The 13286-nt window shown below is 75.6% G+C and carries 16 protein-coding genes, 1 tRNA gene and 1 other RNA gene; 7 read left to right on the top strand and 11 right to left on the bottom strand.

The window, feature by feature from the left end; translation table 11 throughout:
- Nucleotides 1-14: 14 nt before the first annotated feature.
- Nucleotides 15-242: a hypothetical protein gene (locus tag IEV86_RS00700; protein WP_052426169.1), complete on the bottom strand. Its 228-nt coding sequence runs from the start codon at nucleotides 240-242 to the stop codon at nucleotides 15-17.
- A 74-nt stretch (nucleotides 243-316) separates the two neighbouring features.
- On the opposite strand from IEV86_RS00700, the gene map reads away from it, so the two are divergent.
- The 3 genes from map to IEV86_RS00685 are packed head-to-tail and all read left to right on the top strand — an operon-like array spanning nucleotide 317 to nucleotide 2791.
- Complete coding sequence (map, locus tag IEV86_RS00695; protein WP_043606211.1) at nucleotides 317-1207, top strand: type I methionyl aminopeptidase; 891 nt, start codon at nucleotides 317-319, stop codon at nucleotides 1205-1207.
- Entirely contained in the window at nucleotides 1204-1983 is a 780-nt protein-coding gene (gene ppgK / locus IEV86_RS00690; RefSeq protein WP_043606208.1) for a polyphosphate--glucose phosphotransferase, read from the top strand. Before map ends, ppgK begins: the two co-directional genes overlap by 4 nt.
- A gap of 19 nt (nucleotides 1984-2002) precedes the next feature.
- Complete coding sequence (locus IEV86_RS00685; protein ID WP_043606205.1) at nucleotides 2003-2791, top strand: MBL fold metallo-hydrolase; 789 nt, start codon at nucleotides 2003-2005, stop codon at nucleotides 2789-2791.
- A gap of 4 nt (nucleotides 2792-2795) precedes the next feature.
- On the opposite strand, the gene IEV86_RS00680 is transcribed toward IEV86_RS00685, so the two are convergent.
- Entirely contained in the window at nucleotides 2796-3185 is a 390-nt protein-coding gene (locus IEV86_RS00680) for an STAS domain-containing protein (RefSeq protein WP_081978703.1), read from the bottom strand.
- 192 nt (nucleotides 3186-3377) lie between these two features.
- On the opposite strand from IEV86_RS00680, the gene IEV86_RS17780 reads away from it, so the two are divergent.
- From IEV86_RS17780 to IEV86_RS00665, 3 genes are all read left to right on the top strand, one after another.
- Nucleotides 3378-3551 carry a chromosome partitioning protein gene (locus IEV86_RS17780; protein WP_229734421.1) on the top strand — a complete coding sequence of 58 codons (174 nt, stop codon included), beginning with the start codon at nucleotides 3378-3380 and terminating at the stop codon, nucleotides 3549-3551.
- A gap of 107 nt (nucleotides 3552-3658) precedes the next feature.
- Complete coding sequence (locus tag IEV86_RS00670; RefSeq protein WP_052426167.1) at nucleotides 3659-6349, top strand: bifunctional diguanylate cyclase/phosphodiesterase; 2691 nt, start codon at nucleotides 3659-3661, stop codon at nucleotides 6347-6349.
- Nucleotides 6350-6451: 102 nt separating this feature from the next.
- Entirely contained in the window at nucleotides 6452-6715 is a 264-nt protein-coding gene (locus tag IEV86_RS00665; protein WP_043606202.1) for a hypothetical protein, read from the top strand.
- Between the two features lie 46 nt (nucleotides 6716-6761).
- Here the strand turns inward: IEV86_RS00665 and IEV86_RS00660 are convergent, their stop codons facing one another.
- The 3 genes from IEV86_RS00660 to IEV86_RS00650 form a co-directional block, all read right to left on the bottom strand.
- On the bottom strand, nucleotides 6762-7142 hold the full coding sequence (locus tag IEV86_RS00660) for a VOC family protein (protein ID WP_043606199.1): 381 nt from the start codon (nucleotides 7140-7142) through the stop codon (nucleotides 6762-6764).
- A gap of 83 nt (nucleotides 7143-7225) precedes the next feature.
- Nucleotides 7226-7606: RNase P RNA component class A (rnpB, locus tag IEV86_RS00655), an RNA gene on the bottom strand.
- Nucleotides 7607-7664: 58 nt separating this feature from the next.
- On the bottom strand, nucleotides 7665-8051 hold the full coding sequence (locus IEV86_RS00650; RefSeq protein WP_043606196.1) for a tautomerase family protein: 387 nt from the start codon (nucleotides 8049-8051) through the stop codon (nucleotides 7665-7667).
- 103 nt (nucleotides 8052-8154) lie between these two features.
- Here IEV86_RS00650 and IEV86_RS00645 point away from each other — a divergent pair, with 103 nt between their 5' ends.
- Entirely contained in the window at nucleotides 8155-8982 is an 828-nt protein-coding gene (locus tag IEV86_RS00645) for a YaaA family protein (protein ID WP_043606193.1), read from the top strand.
- Here the strand turns inward: IEV86_RS00645 and IEV86_RS00640 are convergent.
- The 6 genes from IEV86_RS00640 to IEV86_RS00615 form a co-directional block, all read right to left on the bottom strand.
- Nucleotides 8979-10199, bottom strand: a complete 1221-nt coding sequence (locus IEV86_RS00640; protein ID WP_043606190.1) for a bifunctional RNase H/acid phosphatase — start codon at nucleotides 10197-10199, stop codon at nucleotides 8979-8981. The two genes, IEV86_RS00645 and IEV86_RS00640, sit on opposite strands and share 4 nt — an antisense overlap.
- Nucleotides 10196-10936, bottom strand: a complete 741-nt coding sequence (locus IEV86_RS00635) for a zinc ribbon domain-containing protein (protein WP_043606187.1) — start codon at nucleotides 10934-10936, stop codon at nucleotides 10196-10198. The genes IEV86_RS00640 and IEV86_RS00635 overlap by 4 nt, the downstream gene beginning before the upstream one ends.
- A complete protein-coding gene (locus IEV86_RS00630; RefSeq protein WP_043606185.1) occupies nucleotides 10933-12162 on the bottom strand; it encodes a Nif3-like dinuclear metal center hexameric protein in 1230 nt (409 codons plus the stop codon). Before IEV86_RS00630 ends, IEV86_RS00635 begins: the two co-directional genes overlap by 4 nt.
- Before the next feature lie 32 nt (nucleotides 12163-12194).
- A tRNA-Val gene (locus IEV86_RS00625) sits at nucleotides 12195-12268 on the bottom strand.
- A gap of 15 nt (nucleotides 12269-12283) precedes the next feature.
- Nucleotides 12284-12781 carry a peroxiredoxin gene (locus IEV86_RS00620; protein ID WP_043606182.1) on the bottom strand — a complete coding sequence of 166 codons (498 nt, stop codon included), beginning with the start codon at nucleotides 12779-12781 and terminating at the stop codon, nucleotides 12284-12286.
- The gene (locus IEV86_RS00615) at nucleotides 12778-13209 is read right to left on the bottom strand and encodes a DUF3052 domain-containing protein (RefSeq protein ID WP_043605941.1); all 432 of its coding nucleotides are present in this window, start codon (nucleotides 13207-13209) and stop codon (nucleotides 12778-12780) included. The genes IEV86_RS00620 and IEV86_RS00615 overlap by 4 nt, the downstream gene beginning before the upstream one ends.
- Between the last annotated feature and the right edge of the window lie 77 nt (nucleotides 13210-13286).

Genomic DNA, 13286 nt, shown 5'->3' with positions numbered 1-13286 from the left:
CGCCGCTGCGAGCGTCACCCCTCGCGCCAGCGGCGGTCCTCCTCGTCCCACGCGTCGGTGCGCCCCTCGGCGGTCTCGAGCGCGCGCTCGGCGGCCTCGCGGGTCGGGTACGGCCCCATGCGGTCCGACCACGGGCTCACCATCCCCTCCTCGACCTCCCGCGTGCGGGGGTTGAACCAGTACTGCGGGGCGCCGCCGTCTGCTGTGCTGTCTGCTGTGCCGCCTGCCCTGCCATCCGACATGCCGCTCACCGGGTGCCTCCTCGTCGTCGAGCCAGCGGGCGCCGTGCGCCACCCGCTTTCGTAGACTGCCAGCCATGTCGATCGCGCACGCGCCGGCGGGCACGCTGGTGCCCGGCACCGTCAGCCCCGTCCGGGAGGTCCCGGCCCACATCGAGCGGCCCGAGTACGTCGGGAAGAACCGCGAGCTGCCGTTCACGGGCTCCGAGGTCAAGGACGCGGAGACGATCGAGCGGATCCGCGTCGCAGGCCGGCTCGCGGCCCAGGCGATGCACGAGGTCGGGCGGCACGCCGTCCCCGGCGTCACGACCGACGAGCTCGACCGGATCGGCCACGAGTTCCTGTGCGACCACGGCGCCTACCCGTCGACGCTGCGCTACCAGCCGCACCCGCAGCAGGTGCCGTTCCTGAAGTCGCTGTGCACGTCGGTCAACGAAGTCATCTGCCACGGCGTGCCGGACTCGACCGTCCTGCAGGACGGCGACATCGTGAAGATCGACGTCACGGCGTACGTCGACGGCGTGCACGGCGACAACTGCGCCACGTTCCTCGTGGGCGACGTCGACGAGGAGTCGCGGCTGCTCGTCGAGCGCACGCACGAGGCGATGATGCGCGGCATCCGCGCGGTGCGGCCGGGCCGCGAGCTCAACGTGATCGGACGGGTCATCGAGGCGTACGCGCGCCGCTTCGGCTACGGGGTCGTCCGCGACTTCACGGGGCACGGCGTGGGCGAGGCGTTCCACTCGGGGATGGTCGTCCCGCACTACGACGCCGCGCCGCTGCACGCGCGCGTCATGGAGCCCGGCATGGTCTTCACGATCGAGCCCATGCTCAACCTCGGCACGCACGACTGGGACATGTGGGACGACGGGTGGACCGTCGTCACCAAGGACCGCCGACGCAGCGCGCAGTTCGAGCACACCCTCGTCGTCACCGAGACCGGAGCGGAGATCCTGACGCTGCCATGAGCACCCCCACCCCTCCCCCGCCCACGACCGCGTTCGGCATCGACATCGGCGGGAGCGGGATCAAGGGCGCGCCCGTGGACCTCGCCGAGGGCGAGTTCGCCGCCGACCGCGTCCGGATCCCGACGCCCCAGCCGTCGACGCCCGACGCCGTCGCCGCGACGGTCGCCGAGCTCGTCGACTCGTTCCACCTGCCGCCCGAGATCCCGATCGGCGTGACGTTCCCGGCGGTCATCCAGCACGGCGTCGCGCGCTCGGCCGCCAACGTGGACGACTCGTGGATCGGCACGGACGTCACGGCGGTCGTCCGCGGGACGACGGGGCGCCGGGTGCTCGCGGTCAACGACGCCGACGCCGCCGGGTACGCCGAGACCCTCTACGGCGCGGCGCGCGACAAGCCGGGCGTCGTCCTCGTCGTGACCCTGGGCACCGGCATCGGCTCGTGCCTCGTCGTCGACGGGACGCTCGTGCCGAACACCGAGCTCGGCCACCTCGAGATCGACGGGCACGACGCCGAGTCGCGCGCCGCCGACAGCGCGCGCGAGCGCGAGGACCTCTCGTGGGAGCAGTGGGCCGAGCGTCTTCAGCGGTACTTCCGCGTCGTCGAGGACCTCCTGTGGCCGGACCTCATCGTGGTGGGTGGCGGCGTGAGCAAGAAGCACGAGAAGTTCCTCCCGCTGCTCGACCTGCGCACACCCGTCGTCCCCGCCCAGCTGCGCAACGCCGCCGGGATCGTCGGCGCCGCGGCCCTCGCGGCACGCGGCACCGCGCTGGACTGACCGGCCGGGACGGCGGCCCGTGGCCCGCACCGCGGCGCGCGACCTCGTCGAGGTCGCACCCGGGGTGCTCGTCGCGACCGCACGCGCGTACACGACGACGTCGACGGTGCTCGTCGCCGACGACGCGACCTGCGTGCTCGTCGACCCCGCCGTCACCCCGGCCGACCTCGACGGGCTCGCGGCGGCCGTGGCGGAGCGGGACCTGACCGTCCTCGGCGGGGTCAGCACGCACCCCCACTGGGACCACGTCGTCTGGTCGCGCGCACTCGGCGACGTCCCGCGCTGGGCGACGCCCGCCGCGTGCGAGGCGGCCCGGCGCGAGCGCGCCCACCTCGTGCGGGACGCCGACGCCGAGGCACCCGGTCACGACGTGGCGCTGCTGGCGCGGCTGACGCCGCACCGAGCCGGTCCGCTGCCCTGGTGCACGGAGGCGCTCCTCGTCGAGCACGGTGCCCACGCGCCGGGTGCCGCCGTCGTCGTCGTACCCGCGGCACGCGCGCTCCTCGCGGGCGACCTCCTGTCCGACCTCGAGGTGCCGCTGCTGGACCTGGCCGACGCCGACCCGGTCACGACCTACCTCACCGCGCTCGACCGGGTCGAGGAGCTCGTCCACGAGCACGACGTGCGCGTCGTCGTCCCGGGTCACGGGCACCGCGCCGACCGGGCGGAGACCCTGCGTCGGCTCGCCGCGGACCGCGCCTACCTCGGCGCGCTCACGGGCCGGGGCGAGGTCGACGACGAGCGCCTCGCGGACCCCTGGCTCCGGTCGGAGCACGAACGGCAGGTCGCCGCCGTCCGGGCCCGCTGACGCCTCACGCCCCCGAGCGGTCGGCCTGGTCGTGCGGGCCGGCGTCGCGGGCGCCGGGCGCGTCCGGCGGGACGTCGTCGAACAGGTCGTGCAGGCCGAGCAGGTCGATCACCTCGCTGACGACCCGCGGGGGCTCGTGGAGGCTCACCGTGACGCCCTCCTCGCGCGCGACCGTGCAGAGCTGGATGAGGAACGCCACGCCTGCGGAGTCGATGAACTCGACCCTGCTCGCGTCGAGCACGACCGGGAGCCCGCGCTCGAGGGCGCGGGTGAGGGTCGCCCCCGCCTGCTGGCGCACCGAGTCGTCGATCTCGCCCCACAGGTGGGCGGTCGTCCGGTCCGCCGACTCGCTGACGCTGATCCCGCCGACCGACGGGTCCCGGGCGTCCGTCATGGTGCCTCCCTCGCGGTGCGGGCCGCGTCGCGTGACGGCGCGCAGAGCCACGCTAGCGACGGGGCGGCCCGGCCGCCCGGCGGTCGCCCGACCCCGGACCGCGGTCGGCCCGGGGAGGCGAGGGCGGGTGAAGCGTGCGCGAGGGCGCCCTCTCGGGATGCGACCGCGCGACCACGGTGCCACGGTGAACGGATGAGCGAGAGCCTGCCCGACAGCTTCGACCCCAAGCAGCCGGACCTGCCGACCCTCGCGGTCGACCCCGACCCCGAGGTCAGCGGCCAGGGCCAGCAGCCGGCGAAGTACTCCCCCGCGGCCCAGGACGACGACCGGGTCCCGGACCAGGACACGGGGACGACGACGAGCTGACGCGTAGGGACGCATCCGTGGGAGGGACATCGTCCGGACCCGGTGGACAGGGGGTGCCGTCCGTGGACGAGGGAACGGCACGCGCCCGACGTCCACCGGGACAGCCGGTGCATCCCGACACGGCCCGGGCCCGTCGGGCCACGCCCGCCCGCGTCCCGCTCGACCGCGAGCCGCACACCCCTGCCGCCGGGGTGCCGGCACTGCGGGAGACGGCACAGAGGGACGCGGGACGGCCGCCAGGTGAGTTCCCGTGGGCTGCCACGGCCGCCTGGTCGGCCGTCTACCTGCTCGCGGGTGTGCTCGGCGGCATCACACGACTGCCGTCGCCCCCCGTCGCGTTCGTGTGGCCGGCGGCGGGCGTCGCCCTCCTGTGGTTCGTGCTCACGCCCCGTGAGCAGCGCTACCGGGTCGCGATGCCGACCCTCCTCGTCATGGCGTTCCTCGCGAACGTCACGACGGGCGCGTCGGCCATCACGTCGCTCGCGTTCGCGCTCGCGAACGTCGCGCACGCCGTCGTCGGCGGGGGCCTCTTCCTGCGGCTCGCACCGCACACGCCCGACTCGCTGCGCGACGCACGGGGGCTGCTGGCCCTGGGCGCGGGGAGCCTCGCGGGGTCGCTCGCCGGGACGCCGCTCATCCTCGCGCTCATCGGGCCGAACGACCTCCCCGGCGCCCTCTCGATCATCGGCCTGTGGATCCCCCGGTTCACGGCGAGCACCGCCGTCGTCATGGCCTTCGTGCTCGCGTGGCGCGCGCACCGCGCGGACCGCCGCGCGGGCGTCCTGCGCCACGCGAGGAGCCGCGGCGAGATCGCCCTCGTCCTGTCGTTCGCGCTGGCCGTCCACGTGATCGTCGACTCGACGCGGCCCGACGACGCGTTCGCGTTCCTCACGCTCCCGGTGACCGTGCTCGTGGGCTGGCGGCTGGGGCCGGCGTGGACGGCGACGTACGGCCTCGTGGCGGGCGCGGTGGGCGTCGTCGCGACGCTGGGCGGCGCCGGCCCGTTCGCGGAGGTCGCGCCGGTCACCACCCGCACCGTCGTCGTGCAGGCGTTCATCGCCGTCACCGGGCTGGTCGGACTCGCCCTGAGCCTCGAGGTCGAGCAGCGACGCCTCGCGCTCGAGGCGTCGGACCGCCGCGGCGACGCCCTCGAGCGCACCCTCCAGCGGGCCGTCGTGCCCAACGCGCTCCTGTCGCTCGAGGAGGGTTCCCGCGGCACGATCCGCTACGCGAACCCCGCGCTGGAGCGCTGGTGGTCGGGCGACGACGGGGAGGCGCTCGCCGGCCGGACGTGGGCCGAGCTGCTCGGGCCGGACGAGCACGCGGGGTTCCTCGGCGCCCTCGACGACCTCGCCGCGGGACGCATCGAGGTGTGGGAGGGCGAGGTCGCGCACCGGACGCGGTCGGGTGAGGACCGCATGTGCCTCGCGGTCGCCGGCCTGGTCGGGCGTGAGCACGTCGCCGGGTCCGCCGAGCGCGTCGCGACGGTCCAGCTGGTCGACGTCACCGACCGGACCGCCCTCGAGGAGCGTCTTGCGCACCAGGCGCTGCACGACCAGCTCACGGGGCTGCCCAACCGCACGCTCCTGCAGGAGCGGATCGACCACGCGATCGCGGCTGCGCCGAGGTCGGGTCGCGCCGTCGCCGTCCTCTTCCTCGACCTCGACCACTTCAAGCGGGTCAACGACTCGCTCGGGCACGCCGCGGGCGACACCGTGCTCGTCGAGGTCGCCTCGCGCCTCGTGGAGGCCGTCCGGCCCGGGGACACGGTCGCGCGCATCGGTGGCGACGAGTTCGTCGTGTGCTGCCCGCTGGTCGAGGACCGGCACGTCGGCGCCGAGCTCGCGACGCGCATCCTGCGCCAGGTCTGCCGCCCGATCACGCTCGAGGGCCGGACCATCCCGGTCAGCGCGAGCATCGGGATGACGCTCGCGCGACCCGGGACCGACGCCGGGGACCTCCTGCGCGAGGCCGACACGGCGATGTACGAGGCCAAGCTCGGCGGGCGCGGTCGGACGGCGTTCTTCAGCGACCCGCTCTTCGACCGGGTGCGCCTCGACCTCCAGCTCGACTCCGAGCTCCGGCGGGCCGTCGACGAGAAGCAGTTCGTCGTCCACTTCCAGCCCATCGTCCAGATCGAGACCGGCCGGGTGTGCGCCGTCGAGGCGCTCCTGCGCTGGGCGCACCCTGCACGGGGGCTGCTGCTGCCCGGCGAGTGGATCGACGCGGCCGAGGCGGCCGGCCTGATGCCCGAGCTCGGCGAGTGGGCCCTCGGGGAGGCCTTCGCGCAGTGGCCGCGCATCGCGCAGCTGCACGGCGAGCACGTGTCCGTCAACGTCAACGTCAGCGCGTCCCAGCTGCGCGACGGCGGGTTCGCCGCGGTCGTCGAGCACGCGCTGCAGCGCACCGGGATGCCGCCTGACCGGGCCGTCCTCGAGCTGACCGAGAGCCACCTGCTGACCATCCGGGACTCGCTCGTGGAGGAGCTGGAGCGTGTGCGCGGCCTGGGTGTCCGTCTCGCGGTCGACGACTTCGGGACGGGGTACTCGTCGCTCACCCAGCTCACCGTGCTGCCGATCGACGAGGTGAAGATCGACCGGAGCTTCGTCTCGGCGATGTCCGACGACGCCCGCAGCCGTGCTGTCGTCGAGGGCGTCGTGGCGATGGCGCGCGCGATGTCGCTCGCCGTCGTCGCCGAGGGTGTGGAGACCACCGAGATCGCGCGGCGCCTCAGCGCCTGTGGGTGCCCGACCGCGCAGGGGTACCTGTGGGGTCGCCCGGCGGCGCTCGAGCCCTGACGCGGGCGTGGGGCGCCCGGCGTCGGCGCGCAGACCCGTGGCACCGGCGTCAGCGCGCCGCCCCGGAGCACCGACGTCGGTGGTCGTCGGCACAGTGACCTCATGGACCGAGGCCCGCACCCCGACTTCACCGCCTGGCTCGTGACGCACGGCGACCCGCGTCCGAGCGTGATGCTCCCCCGGCCGCGGCGCGCGCTGGTCCGCGGCCGCACCTACGGCGGCGCGGCGGTGGTCGTCGAGGTCGACGTCGTGGCGCGCGCCCGGGGCTTCGTGTGCGTGCGTCAGGAGGTGGCCGGGCACGACGCGTGGCACGCGTGGGTGCCGGCCTCGCACGCGGAGCCGCTGCCGCGTGAGCTCGCCCGCTGAGGCACCGGGAGGCCGTGCGTCACCCTGCCGACGGCCAGGTGCGCGCTCACGACCAGGTGCGGGCCGCCCGTCCGAACGCCTCGGGGTCGGAGTGGAGCGGGATCACGCACACGAGGTGCCCGCCGGGGACGCGGAGCGTGCGGCAGTCGAGCCAGCGCGCGATCTCGGTGGCGCCGTGCCCCACGAGCCGCGCGGTCTCCGCGTCGACGTCGTCCGTCTCGATGTCGAGGTGGTACCGCGGCGCGTCGTCGACGGACTGCACCGCCACCACGAGACCGGGCACGACCTCGGGGAGGTCGGTGTACTGCGGCTCCCCGGGGACGGGCCGCGGCGTGACACCGAGCGCGGCCGACCAGAAGGCCAGGGCGGGGCCGACGTCGTCCTGGGGGACGTCGACGAGGAGCGTGGAGACGCGACTGCGGTGCATCGACCCATCGTGGTGCGACGCACGCTCCCGCGGAAGGCGCCGGCCGGTGGCGCCGCGTCGCGGCACCGGCCGGTCCGGGAGGGCGGATGAGTCGGCCGGTACGCCGGGTTCTGTCCCCGTGCGCGGTCACCCGCGCACGGGTGGCGGCCATCCCTCTACGACGTACGTTGCCGCACGCCTCCAGCGGTCTACCCGGGAGCTCGGGCGAGCAGCCCTCGAACGCTCCCTGTCCGACCTTGCTCCAGGTGGGGTTTACCTAGCCGCACCGGTCACCCGGTGCGCTGGTGGTCTCTTACACCACCCTTTCACCCTTACCGCGGCCGTCCGAGGACGACCGTGGCGGTCTTCTCTCTGTGGCACTGTCCCGCGGGTCACCCCGGGTGGGCGTTACCCACCACCCTGCTCTGCGGAGCCCGGACGTTCCTCGGCGAGGTTGCCCTCGACGCGACCGCCTGGCCGACTCATCCGCGGGGACAGCCTAGCCCGGTGCCCCGCGGACGGGGCGACAGGCCCGGACCCGGCTCAGACGTCGACGCGGTAGTCGAGCTCGAGCTCGTCCCCGGTCCGCCCGCGGATCCCCCAGCGGCTCGGCGGCACCTCGACCACGACCACCTCGAGGTCGTCGACGCCGAGGCCGAGCGCCGGCGCGACGCCGTCCATGAGTGCTCGCAGCAGCCTGCGGACCGCCTCGGGGCTGCGCCCGGTGAAGCACACGACCTCGACGAGGAGGTACGCCGGCCCACGTCCGGGCGCGACGAGCTCGTCGTCCTCCAGGAGCAGGAAGCGGTGGAACCGCTTGGGCTCGGGGATCTCCCAGGCACCGACGACCGCGGCGTGCACGGCGTCGGACACCTCCGTGAGCCGCCCGGCCCACACCGACCGGCGTCCGTACACCTTGACCTGCGCCACGAGCGCTCCTCCCGTCACCGCCGCCCCGCGTGCGCGGGGCACGTCCGCGCCGCAACCGTAGCGACCGGACGGGCGGTCACCGCCGCACGACTACCCTGTCCCGGTGCTCGTGCTCCTCCCGCCGTCCGAGGGCAAGGCCCGTCCCGAGGCGGGGCGTCCGCTCGACCTCGACCGGCTCTCCTCCCCCGCTCTCACCGGGCACCGCCGTGCCGTCCTCGCAGCGCTCGTCGAGGTCAGCGCCCGCGACGACGCGCTCGAGGTCCTGGGCGCGGGCCGGTCCCTCGCGACCGAGGTGCGCCACAACGTCGACCTCGAGCACGCGCCGACGGCGCCGGCGCGCGAGGTGTATACGGGCGTCCTCTACGCCGCCGCAGGCCTCTCCTCGCTGGACGGGCCCGCCGCCGCGCTCGCCGAGCGCACCGTGCGGACGGTCTCGGCCCTGCTGGGCGTGGTCCACCCGGGTGACCCGGTCCCCGCCTACCGCCTCTCGATGGGCACGGACCTGCCCGGCGTGGGCCCGCTCGCCGCGTCGTGGCGCCCGCACCTCGCCGCGGTGCTCGACCCCGAGGCGGAGGGGCGGCTCGTCGTCGACTGCCGCTCGGCCGCGTACGCCGCCGCCTGGACGCCGCCCCCGAGCGCCGCCGGGCACGTCGTCGTCAAGGTGCTGCGGCAGGTCGAGGGCAGACGCGTCGTCGTGTCCCACTGGGCCAAGCAGAGCCGCGGCGCCCTGACGCGGCACCTGCTGACCCGGCCAGGCGGCGTCCCCGGCTCGCCGGCGGAGCTGCTCGACGCGACGCTCGAGCTGGTCGGGACCGGCCCGATCGGCTGCACCGCACCGGGCCTCATGACGAACGAGCTCGTGACGGCCGAGCTGTCGACGCCGCGTCGCGGCACCGGCAGCTCCGCGGTGCTGTCGCTCGTGGTCGCCTAGGGCCCGGTCCGCACGTCGGTCGGCATGCCGACGACGACGGCCTCGCGCGCACCGTCCGGCCACCACCGCAGCACGGTCACGGACGCCGCGGGGACGCGGGTCGAGCCCCACGCGCGCGGCGGCATCGCGAGCGACACGCCCACCGCGGCGCGGATCGCCATGACGTGGCTCACGACGACGACGGTCCGTCCCGTCCCGCCCGCGAGCAGCGCCGCGAGGCCCGCCTCGACGCGCGCACCGACGTCGACCATGGACTCGCCGTCGGGTGCGCGCACGGTCGGGTCCTCGTACCACCGCCGCAGCTCTCCCGGCCAGCCTTCCTCGACCTCGTCGGGGGTCAGGCCCTGCCACCGGCCGAAGTCGACCTCGGCGAACTGCGGGTCGACGTCGACCAGTGCGCCGACGCGTCGACCGATCGCCGCGGCGGTCTCCTGCGTGCGCACCATCGGCGACGCGACGACCGAGGTCGGGTACGGCAGGTCAGGCCAGACGGCGCGCCCGACGCGGTGCACGACGTCGGCGGCGCGCGCCGCCTCGACCCGGCCCGTCGAGGTCAGCGAGGGACCGGGCTCGGAGGAGCCGGACAGCGCCCTCGTGCGGGTGAGCGCCGTCTCGCCGTGACGCACGAGGACCACGGTGACCGGCTCGACGTCGTCGAAGCGCATGGCCGAGCCCGAGGGCCGGCGCGCGCGCAGGCCCTCCGGACGCGGCGCGTCGTCCGGCTCGGCGGCCTCTGCCTCGTCCGCGGTCGCGGGGACGTCCTCCGGTCGCGGCGACCCTGCCCCGCCGGCGTGGTCCCGGACGACCTCGGTCCGCGTGTCCATCGCCTCGTTGGCGATGCGGTCCGCTGCGGCGTTCTCCGCGCGCGCGACCCACGTCCAGGTGACGGTCCCCGAGGGCAGCGCCTCCCGTGCGCGGGCGGCGAGGCGCCGCATGTCCTCGTGCTTCACCTGCCATCGCCCGCTCATCTGCTCGACCACGAGCCGCGAGTCCATGCGGACCTCGACGTCCGCCGCGGGGTCGATCGCGCGCGCCGCCTCGAGCCCCGCGACGAGCCCGCGGTACTCGGCGACGTTGTTGGTGGCGACGCCGAGGAACCCGCCCCGCTCGGCCAGGAGCTCACCGGTGTCCGCGTCCACGACGCGTGCGCCGAACCCGGCCGGGCCCGGGTTCCCGCGCGAGCCCCCGTCGGCCTCGACGACGAGCCGTCGGCTCACGCCGCGTCCACGCCCCGGACGAGGATGCGTCCGCACTCCTCGCACCGGACCACCTGCTCGGCCGGTGCCGCGGAGATCCGCGCGAGGTCCGACGGGTTGAGCTCGAGGCGGCAGCCCTCGCACCGCCGACCGCGCAGCGGCGCCACGGCGAGGCCGCCGAGCTGGGCCCGGAGCCGGTCGTAGAGCGCGACGAGCGCCGCGTCGATCCCGTCCGCACGCTGCTCGCGCTCGGCCCCGAGAGCCTCGGCCTGACGGTCGATCTCGGCCACGGCCGCGTCGAGCTCGTCCCGCAGGCGCGCCTGCTCGGCGAGCAGTCCGTCACGCGCGCTGCCCAGCTCCGCGAGCGCCGACTCGTGGGCCTCGACGCGCTCCATGAGCTCGAGCTCGACCTCCTCGAGCGCCGCCTGACGACGTCCGAGCGCCTCGAGCTCGCTGCTGAGCGCCTGCACGTCCTTCACGCTCGCCGCACCGGACTCCATCCGGGTCCGGTCACGCTCGGCGCGCGTGCGCACCTGCTCGACGTCCTGCTCGGCCTTGGCGAGCTCTCGGCGCAGGTCGCCGAGGGCCGTCCGCGACGTCACGTACGCGCCGTCGACGTCGGCCAGCCGCCCCTCGAGCTCGGTGAGCGCGGCGTGCACCGGGTGGCTCGACCGCGCGTGCGCGAGCTGCGCGGCCCGCGTGTCGAGCGCCTGGACCTCCAGGAGCCTCAGCTGGTCGGCGACGGGGGCTGTTGTCACGGGCGGGTTCCTCCGGTGGTGATCGTGTCCTGCGGCGAGCCGATCCGCGCCGTCCAGGGGTCCGTGCGCAGCGTGCTCACGCGGGTCTCCACCGTAGTGCCCGGCCACGTGTCCTCCACGTCGCGCACGAGCTGCTCGGCGGCGCGCGGGAGCCACACCCACTCGCTCGCCGAGTGGGCGACGTCGACGAGGAAGGGCCGCCCGTCGTCGGCGGGACGTCCGGCCCTGACCGCCTCGAACCCGGCACGCTCGCGCAGCTCGGACGCGGGGTGGTGCCGCAGGTCGGCGGTCACGTACGCGTCCGCACCGCTCGCGCGGACCGCGTCGAACAGCGAGTCCCCCGAGCCGCCGACGACGGCGACACGGCGCACCACGGCGTCGAGCCGGCCGGCGAGCCGCACACCCTGCTCGGTCGCCGGCGTCGACGCCGCGACGCGGCGCCCGAGCTCCTCGAGCGTCAGCCCGCCCGGCAGGGTCCCGACCCGGCCGATCCCCGTGCCGCCCGGCAGCGCCGCCGGCTCGAGCACGTCGAACGCGGGCTCCTCGTAGGGGTGCGCGCGTCGGACCGCGTCGACGACGCGGGCACGGAGGCGACGCGGCGCGACCATCTCGACGCGCGCCTCGGTCACCACCTCGCGGTGTCCCGGGCTCCCGACCGCCGGCCGTGCTCTCTGACCCGGCACGAACGTCCCCGTGCCCGTCGTCGTCCACGCGCACCGCGAGTACTCGCCGAGCTCACCCGCTCCGGCCTGCGCGAGCGCGTCGACGAGCGCCTCGGCGTGGTCGGCGGGGACGAGGACCACGTGCTTGTCGAGCGGCTCGGCGAGGACCGGGACGAGCGGCTCGAGGTCGACGAGCCCGATCGCCTCCGCGAGCGCGTCGGCGACGCCGCCGACGGCCGCGTCCGCGTTCGTGTGCGCGACGTGCAGCGCGCAGCCCGCCCGGGTCAGCCGGTGCACGACCGCGCCCTTGAAGGTCGTCGCCGCGACCGAGTGGACGGCGCGCAGCAGGAGCGGGTGGTGGGTCAGGAGCAGGTCGGCACCCCAGGCGACCGCCTCGTCGACCACCGCGAGGGTCGGGTCGACCGCCAGGAGCACCTTGCGGACCGGCTGGTCCGGGTCCCCGCAGACCGTCCCGACGGCGTCCCAGGCCTCGGCCGTGCCGGGCGGGTGGCGCCGGTCGAGGAGGGCGACGACGTCCGCGAGGGTGGGGTCAGCGCTGGTCACCCTGGGACGGTACCCGGGGTGGCGCGTCGGGGTGGGCCCGGCCGGTCTCGAACCGACGACCTCCGCGGTGTAAGCGCGGCGCTCTGACCAACTGAGCTACAGGCCCTGACGGCCGCTCAGCCTACCCGTGCGCCGACCCGCTCCCCGAGGGGCGCAGCGCCCTCAGCGCGGCCCGGTGCGCCCCCGGGTCACGGGCGACACCCGCCGGGTTGACGACGCTCCACACCACGAGCCCGTCGGCGTCGAGCAGGAAGCTGCCGCGCCGCGCGGCTCCGGTCCGCTCGTCCAGCACGCCGAACGCGTGGGCCGCCGCGCCGTGCGGCCAGAAGTCGGACAGCAGGTCGAACGTGTAGCCCCGCTGCTCCCGCCACGCGCGCAGTGCGAAGACCGGGTCGCACGAGACCCCGAGCACCCGCACGCCCGCCTCGCGCAGGTCGGGCAGGTCGGCCTCGAGCGCGTCGAGCTCGGCGGTGCAGGTCCCCGAGAACGCGAAGGGCACGAAGACGACGAGGCAGGGCCCGCCGCGCAGCGACGCGAGCTCGACGGGGGTCCCGTGCGTGTCGGGCAGCGTCAGGTCGGGCGCGCGCCACCCGGGCGGGCGCTCGGCCGCGGCGGTCACTTGCCCCGGCTGCGTGTCCCCAGGCGGGTCGCGGACCAGTCGGGCGCGATCGTCAGCGTGCTCGTCGCGTGGAGGCCGGCCGTCGTCGCCGCCTCCTCGATCTCGCCGTGCGCCACGTGGCCCGACCGACCCGGCTTGGGCGTGAGGAGCCAGATCAGCCCGCCGTCGTCGAGCACCGCGCGGACGTCGACGAGCGCGTCCGTGAGGTCGCCGTCGTCGTCGCGCCACCAGAGCATCACGCCGTCGGTGACGTCGTCGTAGTCCTCGTCGACGAGCTCGGAGCCGATCACCGCCTCGACCGCGGCACGCAGCTCCTGGTCGACGTCGTCGCCGTAGCCGAACTCCTGGACCACCTGACCCGCGGTGAACCCGAGCTTGGCCGCCCCTGCCCCGCCCTGGCCGCCCGTGGGCTGCGCCGTCGTCGCCACTCGTGCCGTTCCTTCCTCACGTCCTGCCGTCACGAGGCCCGTGCCGTCTGCGCCGGGGCCACGTCTCGCCCGCTGTC

It is taken from the genome of Cellulomonas carbonis (assembly GCF_014636275.1).
GTDB lineage: Bacteria > Actinomycetota > Actinomycetes > Actinomycetales > Cellulomonadaceae > Actinotalea > Actinotalea carbonis.
This window is presented reverse-complemented; position numbering and strand designations above follow the sequence as displayed.